General features: G+C 73.6%; 11 protein-coding genes. 2 read left to right on the forward strand and 9 right to left on the reverse strand.

The window, feature by feature from the left end:
- Positions 1 to 215: 215 nt before the first annotated feature.
- Both ACWEFB_RS27000 and gltB read right to left on the reverse strand, forming a co-directional pair.
- Positions 216 to 1,697, reverse strand: coding sequence for a glutamate synthase subunit beta (locus tag ACWEFB_RS27000; protein ID WP_452289774.1), 1,482 nt, complete (start codon positions 1,695 to 1,697; stop codon positions 216 to 218).
- Entirely contained in the window at positions 1,690 to 6,405 is a 4,716-nt protein-coding gene (gene gltB, locus ACWEFB_RS27005) for a glutamate synthase large subunit (protein ID WP_452289871.1), read from the reverse strand. The genes ACWEFB_RS27000 and gltB overlap by 8 nt, the downstream gene beginning before the upstream one ends.
- 194 nt (positions 6,406 to 6,599) lie before the next feature.
- Between gltB and ACWEFB_RS27010 the strand changes: the two genes are divergently transcribed.
- Positions 6,600 to 7,445: a GNAT family N-acetyltransferase gene (locus tag ACWEFB_RS27010; RefSeq protein WP_452289776.1), complete on the forward strand. Its 846-nt coding sequence runs from the start codon at positions 6,600 to 6,602 to the stop codon at positions 7,443 to 7,445.
- A 227-nt stretch (positions 7,446 to 7,672) separates the two neighbouring features.
- On the opposite strand, the gene ACWEFB_RS27015 is transcribed toward ACWEFB_RS27010, so the two are convergent.
- From ACWEFB_RS27015 to trpC, 4 genes are all read right to left on the reverse strand, one after another.
- A complete protein-coding gene (locus ACWEFB_RS27015; protein WP_452289778.1) occupies positions 7,673 to 11,002 on the reverse strand; it encodes an ATP-binding protein in 3,330 nt (1,109 codons plus the stop codon).
- Positions 11,003 to 11,272: 270 nt separating this feature from the next.
- Entirely contained in the window at positions 11,273 to 12,472 is a 1,200-nt protein-coding gene (locus ACWEFB_RS27020; protein ID WP_452289780.1) for an FAD-dependent oxidoreductase, read from the reverse strand.
- 18 nt (positions 12,473 to 12,490) lie between these two features.
- Positions 12,491 to 13,759 carry a prolipoprotein diacylglyceryl transferase gene (gene lgt, locus ACWEFB_RS27025; RefSeq protein WP_452289782.1) on the reverse strand — a complete coding sequence of 423 codons (1,269 nt, stop codon included), beginning with the start codon at positions 13,757 to 13,759 and terminating at the stop codon, positions 12,491 to 12,493.
- Positions 13,760 to 14,028: 269 nt separating this feature from the next.
- Positions 14,029 to 14,832: an indole-3-glycerol phosphate synthase TrpC gene (gene trpC, locus ACWEFB_RS27030; RefSeq protein WP_326563227.1), complete on the reverse strand. Its 804-nt coding sequence runs from the start codon at positions 14,830 to 14,832 to the stop codon at positions 14,029 to 14,031.
- 410 nt (positions 14,833 to 15,242) lie between these two features.
- On the opposite strand from trpC, the gene ACWEFB_RS27035 reads away from it, so the two are divergent.
- Positions 15,243 to 15,509 (forward strand): hypothetical protein, encoded by a 267-nt coding sequence (locus tag ACWEFB_RS27035; protein ID WP_326556817.1) that lies wholly within the window; start codon positions 15,243 to 15,245, stop codon positions 15,507 to 15,509.
- Here ACWEFB_RS27035 and ACWEFB_RS27040 read toward each other — a convergent pair.
- From ACWEFB_RS27040 to hisI, 3 genes are read right to left on the reverse strand one after another with little or no spacing between them, the layout of a single operon-like run.
- Positions 15,502 to 16,110 carry a Trp biosynthesis-associated membrane protein gene (locus ACWEFB_RS27040; RefSeq protein ID WP_452289784.1) on the reverse strand — a complete coding sequence of 203 codons (609 nt, stop codon included), beginning with the start codon at positions 16,108 to 16,110 and terminating at the stop codon, positions 15,502 to 15,504. The two genes, ACWEFB_RS27035 and ACWEFB_RS27040, sit on opposite strands and share 8 nt — an antisense overlap.
- Positions 16,107 to 17,666: an anthranilate synthase component I gene (locus tag ACWEFB_RS27045; protein WP_452289786.1), complete on the reverse strand. Its 1,560-nt coding sequence runs from the start codon at positions 17,664 to 17,666 to the stop codon at positions 16,107 to 16,109. Before ACWEFB_RS27045 ends, ACWEFB_RS27040 begins: the two co-directional genes overlap by 4 nt.
- Positions 17,663 to 18,121: a phosphoribosyl-AMP cyclohydrolase gene (gene hisI / locus ACWEFB_RS27050; RefSeq protein WP_452289788.1), complete on the reverse strand. Its 459-nt coding sequence runs from the start codon at positions 18,119 to 18,121 to the stop codon at positions 17,663 to 17,665. Before hisI ends, ACWEFB_RS27045 begins: the two co-directional genes overlap by 4 nt.
- Between the last annotated feature and the right edge of the window lie 64 nt (positions 18,122 to 18,185).

Below are 18,185 nucleotides of genomic sequence, written 5' to 3' on the forward strand. Positions count from 1 at the left end.
AGATCGAGGCGAGCCCTCTCTCCATCCGCACAAACGCCTTGCGGAGATTTTCGAGGCGTCCTCTACATTCCCACTACACTGCGGACGGTAATCCCGGCCCGCCCCGCTTCCCGGAACAACCCTCACCGAAAAGGGTGGCTATCCGGCGTGGGATAGCCACCCTTCTCAGTGGAAGTGTGCGGATCTCGACCCGCGTGGGGAGCCGCGGTGGGGTGTCAGCGGGCGGCGGTCAGGGGTTGGGCGGAGGCGGTGACCGGGGCCGGCAGGGTGCCGGGGCCGTCGAGGTAGGTGTGGATCGCGGCGGCGGCCGCGCGGCCCTCGGCGATCGCCCAGACGATCAGCGACGCGCCCCGGTGCATGTCACCGGCGACGAAGACCCCGTCGGTGGAGGTCTGCCAGTCCGCGGTGGCGTCGATCGCGCCGCGCCGGTTGCGGGCCACCCCGAGCTGGTCGAGCAGCGGCTGCTCCTCGGTCCCCTCGAAGCCGATCGCCAGCAGCACCAGGTCGGCCGGAAGTTCCCGTTCCGAGCCGGGCTTGACGGTCATGATCCGCTGCCCGTCCTGTTTGGTCACGCTGACCTCGGCGACCCGGACCGCGCGTACCTGGCCGGTGCCGTCGTCGACGAACTCCTGGACCGCGACGGCGAAGACCCGCTCGCCGCCCTCCTCGTGCGCCGGGTAGTCGCGCAGGATCCACGGCCAGGTCGGCCACGGGTCGCGGTTCTCGTCCCGGCTGCCCGGTGGCACCGGGTACAGGTCGAGCTGGTGTACGCCGACAGCGCCCTGCCGGTGGGCCACACCGAGGCAGTCCGCGCCGGTGTCACCACCACCGATGATCACCACGTGTTTGCCGGCGGCGTCGATCGGGGTGCTCTCGTCCAGGCCGTTGACCACCCGGTTCGCCGCGACCAGGTGTTCCATCGCCTGGTGCACGCCGCGCAGGGCCCGCCCGGGAGTGGCCTGGGTGTCCCGGCCCTGGAGCGCACCGCAGGCGAGCAGGACGGCGTCGTACTCGGCGCGGAGCTGCTCGGCGGTGATGTCGACACCGACGTTGACGCCGGTGACGAAGGCGACGCCCTCGGCGGTGAGCTGTTCCAGCCGCCGGTCGATGTGCTCCTTCTCCAGCTTGAAGTCGGGGATGCCGTACCGGAGCAGGCCGCCGATCCTGTCGTCGCGCTCGTAGACGGTGACAGCGTGCCCAGCCCTGGCCAACTGCTGCGCGGCAGCGAGTCCCGCCGGCCCGGAACCCACGACGGCAATGCGCTTGCCGGACGGCTTCGCCACCACCTGCGGCCGGACCAGGTCCAGGTCCACCGCCCGGTTGATGATCTCGACCTCGACCTGCTTGATGGTGACCGGCTGCCCCCCGGAGATCCCGAGTACGCAGGCCGCCTCGCACGGTGCCGGACAGAGCCGCCCGGTGAACTCCGGGAAGTTGTTCGTGGCGTGCAGCGACTCGATCGCGTGCGACCAGTTGCCGGTACGGACCAGGTCGTTCCAGTCCGGGATCCGGTTGCCCAGCGGGCAGCCGTCGTGGCAGAACGGAATGCCGCAGTCCATGCAGCGGGTGGCCTGTTCGCGTACGAGGTCGTCGGCGGCGGCCGGGTAGACCTCCCGCCAGTCGCTGATCCGCACCGGCACCGGGCGGCGGGCCGGCAACCGCCGGTCGTAGCGCAGGAAACCGTTCGGGTCAGGCACGAGCCACCTCCTGGGACGCGCGCGGCGTGACCTGCGCGGGCGCGGCGGGAGACGGCACGGGCGCGGCCGGCGGCGCCACGGGGGCGGCCAGCGCGGTCATGACCGCCTCGTCGACGTTGTGGCCGGCGGCTTCGGCGGCCCGCATGATCTGCATTACCCGCTTGTAGTCGCGGGGTACCACGGCGGTGAACTCCTCGACCGCCTCCGGCCAGCGCTTGAGCAGCCGCTCGGCGACCGCCGAGTCGGTCTCGGCGAAGTGCCGCTGGACCAGGTCGTGCAGGGTGACCCGCTCGTCGACGGTGAGCGGGGCCAGGTCGACCAGTTCGGGGTTGACCCGGCGCGGGTCGAGCTGCCAGACGAAGGCGGCGCCACCGGACATGCCGGCGGCGAAGTTCCGCCCGGTCGGGCCGAGCACCACGACGGTGCCACCGGTCATGTACTCGCACCCGTGGTCGCCGACCCCCTCGACCACCGTCACCGCGCCGGAGTTGCGGACCGCGAACCGCTCACCGACCCGGCCCCGGAGGAAGAGTTCACCGGCGGTGGCCCCGTACAGGATGGTGTTGCCGGCGATGATCTGGTCCTCGGCGCCGGGCGTACCGTCGGTCCGGTCCGCGGCGCGGGCGGCGAACGGCGCGGCGGCGTCCGGGCGGACGACCAGCCGGCCGCCGGAGAGTCCCTTGCCGACGTAGTCGTTGGCGTCGCCGTGCAGCCGCAGGGTGACCCCGGCCGGCAGGAACGCGCCGAAGGACTGGCCGGCGGTGCCGGTGAGGGCGAACTCGATGGTGTCGGCGGGCAGGCCGGCGCCGCCGAAGCGACGGGTCACCTCGCCGCCGAGCATCGCGCCGACGCTGCGGTGCTCGTTGCGGACCCGGATCGAGGCCCGGACCTGGGTTCCGTCGGCCAGCGCCGGGGCGGCCAGGGCGAGCAACTCGTTGTCCAGGGCGGCGGCCAGGCCGTGGTCCTGGGCCCGGATGCCGCGCCGGGCGGCGCCCTCGGGCAGGTCCGGCACATGGAGTACGGGCCGCAGGTCGAGCCCGCGCGCCTTCCAGTGGTTCAGCGCCGGGGCGAGGTCGAGCAGCTCGGTCTGCCCGATCGCCTCCTCCAGGGTCCGGAAGCCCAGCTCGGCCAGGTAACCGCGGACCTCCTCGGCGAGGAAGAGGAAGAAGTTCTCCACGAACTCCGGCTTGCCGGTGTAGCGCTCGCGCAGCACCGGGTTCTGGGTGGCGATGCCGACCGGGCAGGTGTCGAGGTGGCAGACGCGCATCATGACGCACCCGGCGACGATCAGCGGGGCGGTGGCGAAGCCGAACTCCTCGGCCCCGAGCAGCGCCGCGACGAGTACGTCCCGACCGGTCTTGAGCTGCCCGTCGACCTGCACGGTGACCCGGTCGCGGAGCCGGTTGAGCAGCAGGGTCTGCTGCGCCTCGGCCAGTCCCAGCTCCCATGGGGTGCCGGCGTGCTTGAGCGAGTTCAGCGGGGAGGCGCCGGTGCCGCCGTCATGGCCGGAGATCAGGATGACGTCGGCCTTGAGCTTCGCCACCCCGGCGGCGACCGTACCGACGCCGATCTCGCTGACCAGCTTGACGTGCACCCGGGCGGCCGGGTTGACGTTCTTCAGGTCGTGGACGAGTTGGGCCAGGTCCTCGATCGAGTAGATGTCGTGGTGCGGTGGCGGGGAGATCAGGCCGACGCCGGGGGTGGCGTGCCGGGTACGGGCGATCCACGGCCAGACCTTGTTGCCGGGGAGCTGGCCGCCCTCGCCGGGCTTCGCCCCCTGCGCCATCTTGATCTGGAGGTCGTCGGCGTTGACCAGGTATTCGCTGGTCACGCCGAACCGGCCGCTGGCGATCTGCTTGACCGAGGAGCGGCGACGCGGGTCGTAGAGGCGCTCGACGTCCTCGCCGCCCTCACCGGTGTTCGACTTGCCGCCGAGGTTGTTCATCGCGATGGCGAGGGTCTCGTGCGCCTCGGCCGAGATGGAGCCGTACGACATGGCGCCGGTGGCGAACCGCTTGACGATCTCACTGGCCGGCTCGACCTCGTCCAGTGGCACCGCCGGCCGGACGCCCGTACGGAGGGTGAACAGCCCGCGCAGCGAACCCGCCTTCGCGGCCAGTTCGTCGACCTTGGCGGTGTAGTCGCGGAACACCTCGTACTGACGGGAGCGGGTGGCGTGCTGGAGCAGGAACACCGTCTCCGGGTTGAACAGGTGCAGTTCACCCTCGCGGCGCCACTGGTACTCGCCGCCGACCTCGAGCCGCCGGTGCGCGCCCTGTGCCGCGCTCGGCGGGTACGCGACCGCGTGCCGGGCGGCGATCTCCTCGTGGATGCCGGTCAGGCCGATCCCGCCGATCTTGCCGGCCGTACCGGCGAAGTACCGCTGGACCAGCCGGGAGTCCAGGCCGACCGCCTCGAACACCTGCGCACCGCAGTACGACGAGACGGTGGAGATGCCCATCTTCGACATGATCTTCAGGACGCCCTTGCCGAGCGCCTTGACGTAGTTGCGGACCGCCTTGGCCGGCTCGATCCCGGTGAGTGCACCGGTCGCGATGAGGTCCTCGACCGACTCGAACGCCAGGTACGGGTTCACCGCGGCGGCGCCGTACCCGATCAGCACGGCGGCGTGGTGCACCTCCCGGCAGTCGCCGGACTCGACGATCAGCGCCGCCCGGGTCCGGGTCTGCTCGCGTACCAGGTGCTGGTGCACGGCTGCGGTGAGCAGCAGCGACGGGATCGGGGCCAGGTCGGCGGTGGAGTCGCGGTCGGAGAGGACCAGGATGCGTACGCCGTCCTCGATCGCCTCCGAGACGTGCCGGCAGATCTCGGTCAGCCGGGCCCGGATCCCGGCCGCGCCGTCGCGCAGGCGGTAGAGCCCGGAGACCCGTACCGCCTTGAAACCGGGCAGGTCACCGTCCTCGTCCACGTCCAGCAGCTTGGCCAGCTCGTCGTTGTCCAGCACCGGGTACGGGAGCACGATCTGCCGGCAGCTCGCCGGGCCGGGGTCGAGCAGGTTGCCCTCCGGGCCGATGGTCGACTGGAGGCTGGTGACCAGTTCCTCGCGGATCGCGTCCAGGGGCGGGTTGGTGACCTGCGCGAAAAGCTGGTGGAAGTAGTCGTAGAGCAGCCGGGGACGGGTGCTCAGCGGGGAGATCGGGGTGTCGGTGCCCATCGACCCAAGCGGTTCGGCACCGGTACGCGCCATCGGCCCGAGCAGGATCTTCAGCTCCTCCTCGGTGTAACCGAAGGTCTGCTGACGACGCTGGACCGAGTCGTGGGTGTAGACGGTGTGCTCGCGGGCCGGCAGGTCGGCCAGGTCGATCAGCCCGGCGTGCAGCCATTCGGCGTACGGCTGCTCGGCGGCGAGTCCGGCCTTGATCTCGTCGTCGTGGACGATCCGGCCGGCGGCGGTGTCGACCAGGAACATCCGGCCCGGCTGGAGGCGACCCTTGGCCACCACGGTCGCCGGGTCGAGGTCGAGCACGCCCGCCTCACTGCCCAGGACCACCAGGCCGTCGCTGGTCTGCCACCAGCGGCCGGGGCGCAGCCCGTTGCGGTCGAGCACCGCGCCGACCATGGTCCCGTCGGTGAACGCGACCGACGCCGGCCCGTCCCACGGTTCCATCAGGCTGGCGTGGAACCGGTAGAAGGCCCGCTCGGCGGGCGCCATCTCCGGGTCGTTCTCCCACGCCTCGGGGATCATCATCAGCACCGCGTGCGGCAGGCTCCGCCCGGCCAGGTGCAGCAGTTCGAGGACCTCGTCGAAGTTCGCCGAGTCGGAGGCGCCGGGGGTGCAGACCGGGAACAGCCGTTTGAGGTTGCCGGGCACCTTCGGGCTGGCCAGCAGCGCCTCGCGGGCGTTCATCCAGTTCTTGTTGCCCCGGATGGTGTTGATCTCTCCATTGTGGGCGATGAACCGGTACGGGTGCGCCAGCGGCCACGACGGGAAGGTGTTGGTGGAGAACCGGGAGTGGACCAGGGCGACCGCGCTGGTCACCCGCTCGTCGGTCAGGTCGGGGAAGAACGCCGGCAACTGGTCCGGGGTGAGCATGCCCTTGTAGACCATGGTCCGGGCGGACAGCGACGGGAAGTACGCCGGCACCCCGCGCTCGGCGGTCTCCCGCTCGGTCTGCTTGCGTACGCAGAACGCGACCCGGTCCAGTTCGAGACCGGTCAGCGCGCTACCCGCCGGACCGGCGGGCGAACCGGTGAGCCGGCGCGCGGCGAGGAACACCTGCCGGATCAGCGGACGCGCCGCCAGGGCGGTCTCGCCCAGGTCGGTCGCGTCGACCGGCAGGTCCCGCCAGCCGAGGACCTCCGCGCCCTCGACCAGGGCGTACTTCTCCAGCACGGCGCGGGCACGCTGTTCGGCGTCCGGTTCGCGGGGCAGGAAGACCAGGCCGGTGGCGTACTGCCCGGCCGGTGGCAGCGGGAAGTCGACCACCTCACGGAGGAATCCGTCCGGTACCTGGAGCATGATGCCGGCGCCGTCGCCGGTGTTCTGCTCCGCGCCACGGGCGCCCCGGTGGTCGAGCCGGCACAGCGCGCCGAGCCCCTTGGCCACCACGTCGTGCGAGCGGCGTCCGTTGAGGTCGGCGATGAAGGCCACCCCGCAGGCGTCACGCTCGTACGCGGGGTCGTACAGCCCTTGCGCTTCGGGGGTCCGGGCCAGGTTCGCGATACCCGGGGCCGGCGACGCCGGCAAGGCGGGCGGCGAGGAGAGGCGAGGTCCCTGAGGGTACGGAAAAACCACCGGGTCTCCTGTCGTCACTCACGTTCAATCATGGGTCGGGACGACGTCGGCCCTGCGAGGTTTCTTGAGTCTACGTTAGGTCCCACGTCGCACCACCAGTACGGATTGATCACACTTCCACGGAGTGGGACGTGTAGTCTCGCGCGGTGAGGCTGGTGCATCGTGAGGTATTTGAGCGCTTAGAACACTTTTACGACGGAGTGCCGCGTGATGTAGCTCACGTGGAAGAGTACGGCGGCCTGGTGCTCTTCGTCCGAGATGGTGCTGGTTGGCCGTTCTACGCCCGTCCCCGCCCCGGCGCATCCGAGCCCCCGAACGCCGCCGACGTGACCGCGGTCCGTGAACGGCAACGCGCCCTCGGCGTACCCGAGGCGTTCGAGTGGGTGCACGAGAACCACCCCAGTCTACTGCCGGTGGCCCGGTCGGCCGGGCTGGCCGTGCTGGAGGCACCGCTGATGGTGCTGGACCCGGCAGCGCTGCCGCCGGCCGGCAGCCTCGGCGACGTACCGGTGCGGTTTGCCGACCCGGCCTCGCCCGACTTCGGCCGCGACGTCGCCACCCAGCGAGCGGTCGCCGCCATCGGGTTCGGCGTGCCCGGCACCGCCCCCGGAGACGCCGGCCCGATCGCCCGCGACGCCGCCCTGGTCTCCCTGGCACCCCGGCGGGTGGACGAGGAACGAGCCCAGGTCGAGGCCGGGACCAGGGTTTTCGCGCTGGCCGAGACGCCCGACGATGGCGCGGTCTCGGCCGGCATGGCGATGCGGGTCGGCAACGTCGCCGAGATCGCCGGCATCGCCACCCTCCCCACCGCCCGCCGCCGAGGCCTGGCCGCCGCCGTCACCGCCGCACTGGCCCGACACCTGCTGGAAGCCGGAACCGAGGTCGTCTTCCTCTCCGCCGGCAGCGACGACATCGCCCGCGTCTACCTCCGCGCCGGCTTCCGCCGCCTAGGCACCGCCTGCATAGCCGAACCCACCCCCGTAACCCCCTAACCCACCCCCACCCCCACCCCCACCCCCGCCCCCAACGCGTTGATCATGAAGTTAGCGACAAGAAATCACCCTGGCGGCGTCGCTAACTTCATGATCAACGCCCAGATCCGCGGGCCGGAGAGCACGGGGTTGGGCCCGCCGTGACCGGCGAGCGGATCAAGCGTGACGGCGCTCGCCGGGCACGGCGGGCCCAACCCACCCCAGCAGGCACCGCACCCGAGCAGGGGTCAGCCGGTTCGGGGGAGGGCGTGGCGGCCCTGGGAGCGGTCGGTGCGGGTGGGTGTGGGGGTGGCGAGGAGGGTGTCGAGGGGGGCGTCGCGGCCGTACTCGTGGGCCGCGAGGAAGGCGGCTTCGCCGAGTTGGGAGCGGAGGGCACGGGCGGTGGCCTCGGTGTCGGGGCGTTCACAGGCGGGGACCGGGGCGCCGATCTCGTCCCGGATCCGGGCCGCGGCGCCGAGCAGCCGGGCACCCCGGCCCGGAGCGCCGTCGAGCCGGGCCACCTCGGCCAACGCCTCCAGCACGCTGGCCGTACGCCACCGGTCGCCGACCTGGCGATGGGCGGCGAGACTGGTCAACAGGTGTGCCGCTGCCCGATCGGTACGCCGCCCGCGCAGCTCCACCAGGCCGCGCAGGTTGTGCGCCCAACCCACCCCCTCGGGAAACCCGAGTACGGAGTAGCGCCGCAACGCCACGTCGAGCAGTGACGCCGCCCGGTCGGTGTCGCCCCGGTAGAGAGCCACCGCGCCGAGGTTCATCAGCGTCTCCGCCTCGGCCCTCGGCTCGCCGAGTTGCTCGTACCAGCGGCGGCTGACCCACAGGCGGGAGTCGGCCCGGTCCAGGTCACCGGAGAGCCAGGCGGTGAAGCCGCGAAGCTGCGCGGTCTGCGCCTCGCCCCACTCGTCCCCGTACTCGGCGAAGGTCGCGGCGGCGGTCGCCAGGTACACGGTGGAGTCGACGTAACGGGCCTGCTCGCGGGCGATCGAGCCGAGCGTGAGCAGGACACGCGCCACCCCGGCCCGGTTGCCCACCTGCCGGTACGCGCTCAGCGCCGCCTCCGCGTGCCCGGTGGCCGCCGGGTAGTCGCAACTCAGCATGGCCAGCATCGCCGCCGCCGCACCGGCTCCGGCGCGCATCGGTGCGGGTGCGTCCGGGTGCCGGAGCAACGCCTCGGCCAGCCACCGGTGGCCGTCGCGGTAGTGGCCGTCCAACCGGCAGTACCGGGCCAGCGCGGCGGCGAGGCGCAGTTCGGCGTACGGCGGGGCGCCGGCGCCCGCCTCGGACAGCCACCCCATCGCGGCCCGCATGTTGGCCTCCTCGGCCCGTAGCCGGCGCAGCCACCACTCCTGTTCGGGGCCGCGCAGGCGGGCGTCGGCGTACTCGGCCAGGGCCAGGCAGTGCGCGGCCACGGCGGCACGGGCGACCGTCTCCCCGACGCCGGCACCGAGCCGGGTCAGCGCGTGCCGGCGGATCGGCGCGAGCATCCGGTACCGGACCGGGAGCGGTGGGTCGTCGACCAGCGCCTCGGGCGCCCCCAGCGCCGACGGGAACAGCGACGCGGCCGGGACCGGCTGCTCGCTCGGGTCGGGCAGGGCGGTCGGGGCCCACGGCGGTGGCGGCAGGTGGACGGTCGGCGGCGGCACGGGCGGCGTGGGGGACGCCACCGCCGACGGCAGGGTGGCCGGCAGTGGCGGCGCGGCCAGTGGCGCGGCGACCACCAGCGAGGATTCGACCAGCGCCGCAAGGGCGTCCGGCGCGTCCGGGCCGGCGATCGCCCGCGCCGTTTCCGCGTCGAAGCCACCGGGGCAGATCGCGAGCCGCTCGAACAGTGCCCGGGCGGCGGGATCGAGCCGCTCGGCGCTGGTCTCCACCGCCGCCGCCAGCGTCCGGTGCCGCTGCGGCGCGGTCGGGTCCGGGCTGGCCAGCAGGCGCAGGTCGGTACGGAGCCGGGCGACGATCTCACCGACGCCGAGCACCGACGTGTGCGCCGCGGCGAGTTCGATGGCCAGCGGCAACCCGTCGAGTTCGGCGCAGAGCTGGGCGACCGCGTCGGCACTCGCCTCCGGCACCGGGCGGCCGGACCGCGACCGGGCCCGGTCCAGGAAGAGCCGGGTCGCCGGGTGGTTGGCCAGCGAGGCGATGGTGTTGCCGGTCGCGTCGGGCGGGAGGGCCAACGGGGGCACCGCCACCACCGCCTCCGTGTGCAACCGCAGCGGGATCCGGCTGGTGGCCAGCACCAGCAGCCCCGGGCATCGGTGCAGCAACCGGTCGACCAGTTCGGCCACCCCGGCGACCAGGTGTTCGCAGTTGTCCAGCACCAGCAGGGCCGGGGTCCAGCCGATTTCCTCGGCCAGGGTGTCGGCCACGTCCCGCCCCGGCTCGGCCCGTACGCCGAGGGCGGCGGCGACCGCCTCCGGTACGCGTACCGGGCTCTCCACGGCGGTGAGGTCGACGAACCAGGCGGCGCCGAACCGGCTGGCCGCCGCCACCGCGAGCCGGGTCTTGCCGGCGCCGCCGGGACCGGTCAACGTGACCAGGCGCTGCGTCGCGAGCCGCTGGTTGACCACGGCGAGCAGGGCGTCCCGGCCGAGCAACGGTGTCATCGGCACCGGCAGCGGTGCCTGGGACTTGGCCCGGTCGACCAACCGGGACACCGGGTCGGACCCGTGCGTCGAGGGCCACCGTTGGGCCAGGTCGCCACGTTGGGCGGCGGCGGCCAGGGCACGCAACCGTTCGCCCGGCTCGACACCCAACTGCTCCCGGAACGTCTCCCGGGCCCGCTCCTCGACCCGGGCCGCGGACCGCCGGCCGCTGCCGACGGCCGCTGCGACCAGCAGCAGCTCCCACAGCCGTACCCGCAGCGGGTGCCGGGCCAGGGCCGCCTCCAGTTCACCGACCGCGGCGACGGCGGTACGGGCGGCGGCCAGCCCGTCGATCACCGAGGCCCGGTCCACCGCGGGCTGTCCGGCCGCCGCCTGGGCGGCGAGGGCGAGCCGCAGGGCACACTCCCACCGTTCCTCGATCGCGGCTATCCGGCTCTGCACCAGGCGACCCACCTCGCCGGCCACCCAGCCGGACGGGCGCGGGGCGTCGCCGCCGAGCGGCTCACCGTGCAACGGCACCCGCCACAGCCGCAGCGCGGCGTCGAACAGCGGCAACGCCACCGCCCACTGCTCCGCGGCCATCCGCCGCCGGGCCCGGGTGAGCAGCCGGGTGAACCGCTGTACGTCGACCCGACGGGCCGACAGGCGCAACAGGTAGCCGATCGGGTGGGCCACGACGGCGTTGGGCAGACCGGCCCGGTCCAGTGCGGCGGCGAGTTCGGCGGCGGCACCGTCGAGCGACTGGGTCGCCGGGGTCACCCCGGACGGGAGTACGCCGCGCAGGTCGGCGGCGGCAACCGGCTGGCCGACCCGGAGGGCGAGCAGGCCCAGCAACCGGCGGACCTCGTCGGTGAGCGGGACCGGCCCGTCGGGACCGATCAGCTCGACGGGCCCGAGCAACCGCACCGCGCGTCGGGCCCGATGTCCCGGCCCAACGGCGGTCTGCTGAACGGGCACACTACCCCGCACCTGGAAGCCCTCGCTTTCAGTCCCGGGTAGTCTGCGCCGTCGGCCGCCCCGGAGGTAATCCCCCCGTCCGGCCCGATCGGACAACGAACCGGGCGAATCCGCACACCGCTCGGACGGCGCGACACCAGCCACCGCGCCAGCCACCGTGGTCCGGGGCGGGCGCCGGTCCGAGGGTGCCATACCGGACGGGCCCGAAGGTTGCCCCGTCCCGGAGGCCGGGATGCCGGGACAACCGTTCCGTCGATGCCCCCACGGCGGCTACGCGGGCGGACGCCAGGCCGCGGCGGCGGTGGCGGCGCTGCCCATCAGGCGCGGGGTGATCGTGCCCAGGGCGGCGTCGCGGGCACGCAGGGCCAGCCGGCCCCGGCTCTGCAACACCGCCGACATCCGCCGGGTCTGCCGTACGACGGTGACCGCGCGGGGGCGCCGCGTCCGGCTGTACGCCTCGACCGCGGTCCGCAACGCCTCGCCGGGCACCGCGTCGCGTACCGCCGAGCGGAGCGTCGCGGCGTCCTCGAACGCCAGGCAGGCGCCCTGACCGAGGTGGTGCGGCATCGCGTGCGCGGCGTCGCCGAGCAGGACGATCCCTCCGGGGCCGACCGGATACGCGAACTCCTTCGGCAGCGGGCGCAGCTCGCGTACCTCCTGCTGGACCAGGTCGTCCGGCTCGGTCGCGGCGAGCAGGTCACCGATCGGCGCCGGCCAGTGGGCGTACCAGCGGCGGAGCAGGGCGAGTTGGGTCTCGGGCGGCTCGGGGCGGGACGCGCCCGCGGCGGTCGCCACCCAGTAGATGCCGCCCCGGGTCGAACCGCCGGACGAGCCCCGCTCACCGAGCGAGATGGCGACGAACCGGTAACCGGCGCCGAGCGTCTCGCCGTTGACCGGACGGTCGGCGGGCAGCTTCGGCGCCCGGTACCAGGGGATCACCGCCCGCCAGGCCGCCGAGCCCGAACTGACCACGGTCGCCTCCGGGGCGAGCCGGTGCCGTACCGCGCTGTCCACCCCGTCGGCGGCCACCACCAGGTCGGCCTCGAACTCGGTGCGCCCGTCGCCGACCGCCGGCCGCTCGGCCGGTGTCGCGCGTACGGTGCGGACCTGCACCCCGGTACGGATGTCGACCTGGTCGCCGAGGCCGGCGATCAGGGCGTCGTGCAGGTCCTCCCGGTGCACCACCACCGGTGCCCGCTCGTCGATCATCGGTCGGGGCTGGACCAGCCAGTGCCCGTCCGGGCGGCGTACGCCGACGTCGGGCAGGGCGGTGGCGATCGCGTCCAGCCCGTCACCGAGGCCGAGCGCGCGCAGCGCCCGTACCCCGTTGGGCCAGAGCACCAGCGCGGTGCGCTCGGCGCGGAGCCGGTCGCCCCGTTCGAGGAGTGTCACCTGCCAGCCGGAACGGGCCAGGGCACCGGCGACGGCCAGGCCGCCGATCCCGGCGCCCACTACCACGGCCGTACGCATGGCTGCGGTTCCTCCCGCTCAGCTGTTGTCGCGGTCCGTGGCGGATCCCGGCGGCGCGGCGCCTGCCCGCGCCTGCCCGGTACCACCGGCCCGGTCGTCGTCGCCGTCGTCGTGCGCCTCGTCCTCGTCGGTGGTGCTCGCGTCGAGGTCGTCCGGCTCGTCGTCGCCGAGGTCGTCGAGGTCGTCCAGGAGCCGGTCCGGCGCACCTGTCCCGCCGTGTTCCTGCTCGGGCAGCTCACCGGTGCGCTGGTAGGTCCGGTACTGCTCCTCGGTGACCACCCGGTACGCCTCGGGCAGCGTGTTGGGGTCCTTCGTCACCGTACGCCGGGAGAGGTCGACCTGGGAGATGTCGCTGGTCGACCCGGTCTCGCCGTCGGTCTCGTCGGAGTCGGCGTCGGTCGGTGCGGCGGTGGTGGAGCCGGCGTAGATCGGCACCAGGAACTCCTGCGGCCCACGGACCCGGAGGAAGTAGATCAGCGCGCCGAGGAAGACGACCACGGCGGTCCAGACGTTGAGTCGTACGCCGAGGATCTCGTTGGCCTGGTCGGTACGCATCATCTCGATCCAGAACCGGCCGACGGTGTAACCCATCACGTAGAGGGCGAAGGCGCGTCCCCGGCCGAGCTTGAGCTTGCGGTCGACCAGGTAGACGAAGAGGGCGACGCCGATGTTCCACAGCGCCTCGTAGGCGAAGGTCGGGTGGTAGAGGCCCGGTTCGAGGATCGGGTTGCCGTTCTCGTCGAGCAGGGCGTGCCCCGGGTTGCCGGAGTCCATCCGGTGGATCTCCAGGCCCCAGGGCAGCGTGGTCGGGCCGCCGAAGAGTTCGTTGTTGAACCAGTTGCCGAGCCGGCCGACCGCCTGGGCCAGTGGCAGTCCGGGGGCGAGCGCGTCGGCGACCACGGTCAGCGGGATGCCGAGCTGGCGGGCGGCGAGCCAGGCGCCGACCGCGCCTCCGGCGACCGCGCCCCAGATGCCGAGGCCGCCCTCCCAGATGTACAGGGCCCGGATCGGGTCACCGTCGGAGCCGAAGTACGCCTGCGGCGAGGTGATCACGTGGTAGATCCGGGCGCCGACGATGCCGAACGGCACCGCCCAGACCGCGACGTCCAGGATCGCCCAGGGCGCGACGCCACGCTGGCGGAGCCGGTATTCGGTCACCACCGCGGCGACGACGATGCCCAGCACGATGCAGAGCGCGTACGCCCTGATCGGGATCGGCCCGAGCTGCCAGACGGCGGTGCTCGGACTGGGCAGGGCTGCCAGCGGGGACACTGAGGCTAGGGTCACGATTGCACACGGTACCGCCGTACCGGGTCCCGGCGGCACCCCGGGCCGGTCGCCTTCTGCGCGGGTGTCCCCGGCGATGCACACTCGTGCGCGTTTGTCTGTGAACCCGCTCACCTCGACGCCCCGGTCAGTGATCGGGGAAACCGCCGGGACGGGTCACCGCGTACGGCGGACCCGCTGACACGCGCAACGGCGGGCCCGTACGAGTGACGGGCCCGCCGCAGCGGTGGTGCGTGACCGGCGGCAGTCGCCGGTTCGGTGCGCTCGGGTCAGCGAACCGGACGGGGCGTGGCCGGGTGGTTGCCGGCGTTGACCAGCTCGGCGACCGCCTCGCGGGGGCTCTTCTGGGTGACCAGACCCTCGCCGACCAGCACCGCGTCGGCACCGGCCGAGGCGTACCGGATCAGGTCGTGCGGTCCCCGTACGCCGGACTCGGCGATCTTGACGACGCTGTTCGGCAGGCCGGGGGCGATCCGTTCGAACACCGAACGGTCGACCTCGAGCGTGCGCAGGTTGCGGGCGTTGACCCCGATGACCTGGGCACCGGCGTCCAGCGCCCGGTCCGCCTCGTCCTCGTCGTGCACCTCGACCAACGCGGTCATGCCGAGCGACTCGATCCGCTCCAGCAGCCCGACCAGCGCGTTCTGCTCCAGTGCGGCGACGATCAGCAGCACCAGGTCGGCGCCGTGGGCGCGGGCCTCGTGCACCTGGTAGCTGGAGACGACGAAGTCCTTGCGCAGGACCGGGATGTCCACCGCCGCCCGGACCGCGGCGAGGTCGGCCAGCGATCCGCCGAACCACCGCCCCTCGGTGAGCACGCTGATGCAGCGGGCTCCACCACCGGCGTACTCACCGGCCAGCTCGGCCGGATCGGCGATCTCCGCGAGTTGGCCCTTGGACGGCGACGAGCGCTTGACCTCGGCGATCACCCCGACACCGGGGCGGCGCAGGGCGGCGTACGCGTCGCGGGGTGGGGGCATGGCCGCGGCCAGCTCCCGGATTCGCTCCAGCGGGATCTCCGCCTGACGGCGGGCGACGTCCTCACGGACTCCGGCCAGGATCTCGTCGAGCACGCTGACGGGCGCGGTCGAACCAGCGCCGTCCCCCTCCGCGTGCGGATGCTCAGCAGTCACCAACGGACTCCCCTCTCCGGGCGTCATGGGCCGATGCTAGGGGGCGCCGGGGTAGGGCCGGAGCCGGGGGGTATGGCGCACCTCACCAGGTGGGCTCGGGCATAATGGCCGACCTCTGGTAAGCGGGCTATCACCCACTGCCACCGGCACCATCGACGGTCATCGGGTAATCACACCATGCCGGGGCGCCCGGCGCAGCCCGCCGATCCGCCGCTGGCAGCGCTCCCGTCGGCCACAGTTGACCCGCGGGTCACCGGTTCGAAACACCGTCTGGGCACGATCGGGGTCGGGCAGACTGGTCGCGGGATGGCCGCGAACACCGTCGGATCGATCATCGTGCGGGGTGGATCATGAGCAGCACCGGGCCGGGCTCGACCATCGACCTGATCAGCATCCCCCGGGCGGTCGCGTCCGTGGCCATCGGCGTGGTGCACTCGGTGGAGCGGGCCGTGGTCGGCGACGGGCGGGTGCGGACCGCCCGGGGCAACGCCTGGGCGGCGATCTGCGCCGACCGGGACCGGGCGCACCAGCGGGCCGAGGTCAGCGCCATGGTGGCGGCCCTCACCGCGCCCCGCAGCGCCCCGGCCGACGAACGGGCCGGGTCGCCGGTCAGTTGACCGTCGGGTCCTCGCCCCGGTCCAGCGCGTCCCAGGCGGCGACGGTCCGGCCGGCCTCGACCCGGCCACCCGTGCCCGTGGCGGCGGCACCGGAGGCGCCGTGGCCGGTGGCCGGGGCGCCGGGGCGTACCCGCTCGTAGCGTGCCCCCATTGCCGGCCAGGTGTGCCCCCGCCCGGCGGTGAGCACCCCGGCCGCCGCGACCAGCAGGCCGCCGAGCCCGCAGAGCACGGGCCAGTGCAGGCTCGTCTCGCCCCGGTCCGGGGCGGTCAGTCCGTACCCGCCGCCGGCCGCCACCCCGAGCCCGACGAGCACCAGCAGCCCGCCGACCAGCCGGCGGCCGAACCCCCGGGTGGCCAGCAGCGCGCCGGCCGAGGCCAGCCCGACCAGGGCGAGCGCGGGCAGCCAGGGCAGCAGCCCACCACCGGTCCGCGCGTCCCGCAGCGCCGACAGCGGCTCCGGCCGGGGGGTGATCTCGACCGACCAGGTCCGGGTGGCGGCGTAGAGCGCCAGGCCCGCCCCGGCCAGGCAGAGCAGGACCGCGTACGTCAACTGCCGGCGGCCCGTGCTCGCCGGCCCGGTCGACGGAGGCTGCTCGCTCATCGGGCCGGCCGCAGGGTCTCGGCGGCGGCGATGGCGGCCAGTACGGCGGCGGCCTTGTTCCGGGTCTCCAGGTCCTCGGCCAGCGGGTCGGAGTCGGCGACGATCCCCGCACCGGCCTGCACGTAGGCCCGCCCGTCCCGGATCAGGGCGGTCCGGATGGCGATGGCCATGTCCATGTCACCGCCGAAGCCGAAGTAGCCGACGGTGCCGCCGTAGAGTCCGCGCCGGGTCGGCTCCAGGTCCTCGATGATCTCCATCGCGCGTACCTTCGGGGCACCCGAGAGGGTGCCGGCCGGGAACGTGGCGGCCAGCGCGTCGAACGCGGTCTGGTCCGCGCGGAGCGTGCCGACCACGGTCGAGACGATGTGCATGACGTGGCTGTACCGCTCGATGGTGGCGAACTCCGGCACCTCCACCGTGCCGGGCCGGCAGACCCGACCGAGGTCGTTGCGGCCGAGGTCGACCAGCATCACGTGCTCGGAGCGCTCCTTGGGGTCGGCGAGCAGTTCGGCACCGAGCCGGTTGTCCTCCTCCGGCGTACCGCCGCGCGGGCGGGTGCCGGCGATCGGGTGCAGCATCGCCCGGCGGGCCCCACCCTCGGCGGCGGTCACCTTCAGGTGCGCCTCGGGCGACGAGCCGACGATGTCGAACCCGTCGAAACGCAGCAGGTACATGTACGGACTCGGGTTGGTGCTGCGCAGCACCCGGTAGACGTCGAGCGGATCGGCCCTGGTGTCGCGTTCGAACCGCTGGCTGAGCACGATCTGGAAGCACTCACCGGCCCGGATCGCCTCCTTGGCGACCTCCACCGCCTTGGGATAACCCCCGTCCGGGGTGTTGCAGAGCACGTCGCCGGGGGGCGGACTCGCCACGGTGGAGATCATCGGCGGGATCGGGCGGGACAGGGCGGTGGTCATCGCGTCCAGCCGCCCCACCGCCTGGTGGTACGCGGCCAGCACCCGCCCGGCCCGGTCCGGCTCGTCGGGTGCGGGCAGCACCGCGTTGGCGACCAGGATCGCCGAGCCGTCGAAGTGGTCCAGGACCACCAGGTCGGTGGCGAGCATCAGGCCCAGCTCGGGCAGGCCGAGATCGTCGCGGGCGAGCGACGGCAGCCGTTCCAGCCGGCGGACGAAGTCGTAACCGAGGTAGCCGACCATGCCGCCGGTCAGCGGGGGCAGCCCGGTTACCGGGTCGGTGTCCGGTCCGGTGAGGGCGGCGACGGTCTCCCGCAGGGCCGCGACCGGGTCGCCGGAGGTCGGCACCCCGGCCGGTGGCGTACCGAGCCAGTGCGCCTCGCCGTCCCGTTCGACCAGGGTCGCGCTGCTCCGTACGCCGATGAACGAGTACCGCGACCAGGCCGCACCGCCCGGTCCGGCGCCCTGCTCGGCGGACTCCAGCAGGAAGGTCCCCGGGCCGCCGGCCAGCTTGCGGTAGACCCCGACCGGGGTCTCCCCGTCGGCGAGCAGGCGCCGGGTAACCGGCACCACCCGCCGGCTGCCGGCCAGGTCGCCGAAGGTCGCCTCGTCCGGGCTGACCGCACCGGTGGTCTGACTCATGCCCGCTCCCCCGGTGTCCCGATCAGGCCGGTGACCGGGAGGTCGTCGGCGAAGCAGGTCCGGTTGCCGGTGTGGCAGGCGGGACCGACCTGGTCGACGCTGACCAGCAGGGCGTCGCCGTCGCAGTCCAGCGCGACCGAGCGTACGTACTGGTGGTGGCCGGAGGTGGCGCCCTTGACCCAGTATTCGCGGCGGCTGCGCGACCAGTAGGTGGCCCGGCCGGTGGTGAGCGTACGGTGCAGCGCCTCGTCGTCCATCCAGGCGACCATCAGCACCTCGCCCGAGTCGTGCTGGCGGACCACGGCCGCGACCAGCCCGTCGGCGCCCCGGCGCAGGCGGGCGGCGATCGCCGGGTCGAGACCGCTGGCGGGGCCGTCCGGGCCGGGGCGCGGGGCGGTCGGGGTGACGGGTGGGGTGGCCGGTGGGGCGGCTACCGGCAGCTCGGGTACGGGCACGAACCGATTGTTCCGCACCGGGGGCGGGGGTCGTCCACCCGTACCGCCCGGAGTGCTCGGCGCC

This window comes from Micromonospora sp. NPDC004704, from assembly GCF_053601675.1.

Coding starts and splice junctions, on each gene's coding strand:
- ACWEFB_RS27020 (WP_452289780.1), bottom strand. CDS start 12,472: ATGCGTACGGCCGTGGTAGTGGGCGCCGGGATCGGCGGCCTGGCCGTC.
- ACWEFB_RS27035 (WP_326556817.1), top strand. CDS start 15,243: ATGAGCAGCACCGGGCCGGGCTCGACCATCGACCTGATCAGCATCCCC.
- ACWEFB_RS27040 (WP_452289784.1), bottom strand. CDS start 16,110: ATGAGCGAGCAGCCTCCGTCGACCGGGCCGGCGAGCACGGGCCGCCGG.
- ACWEFB_RS27045 (WP_452289786.1), bottom strand. CDS start 17,666: ATGAGTCAGACCACCGGTGCGGTCAGCCCGGACGAGGCGACCTTCGGC.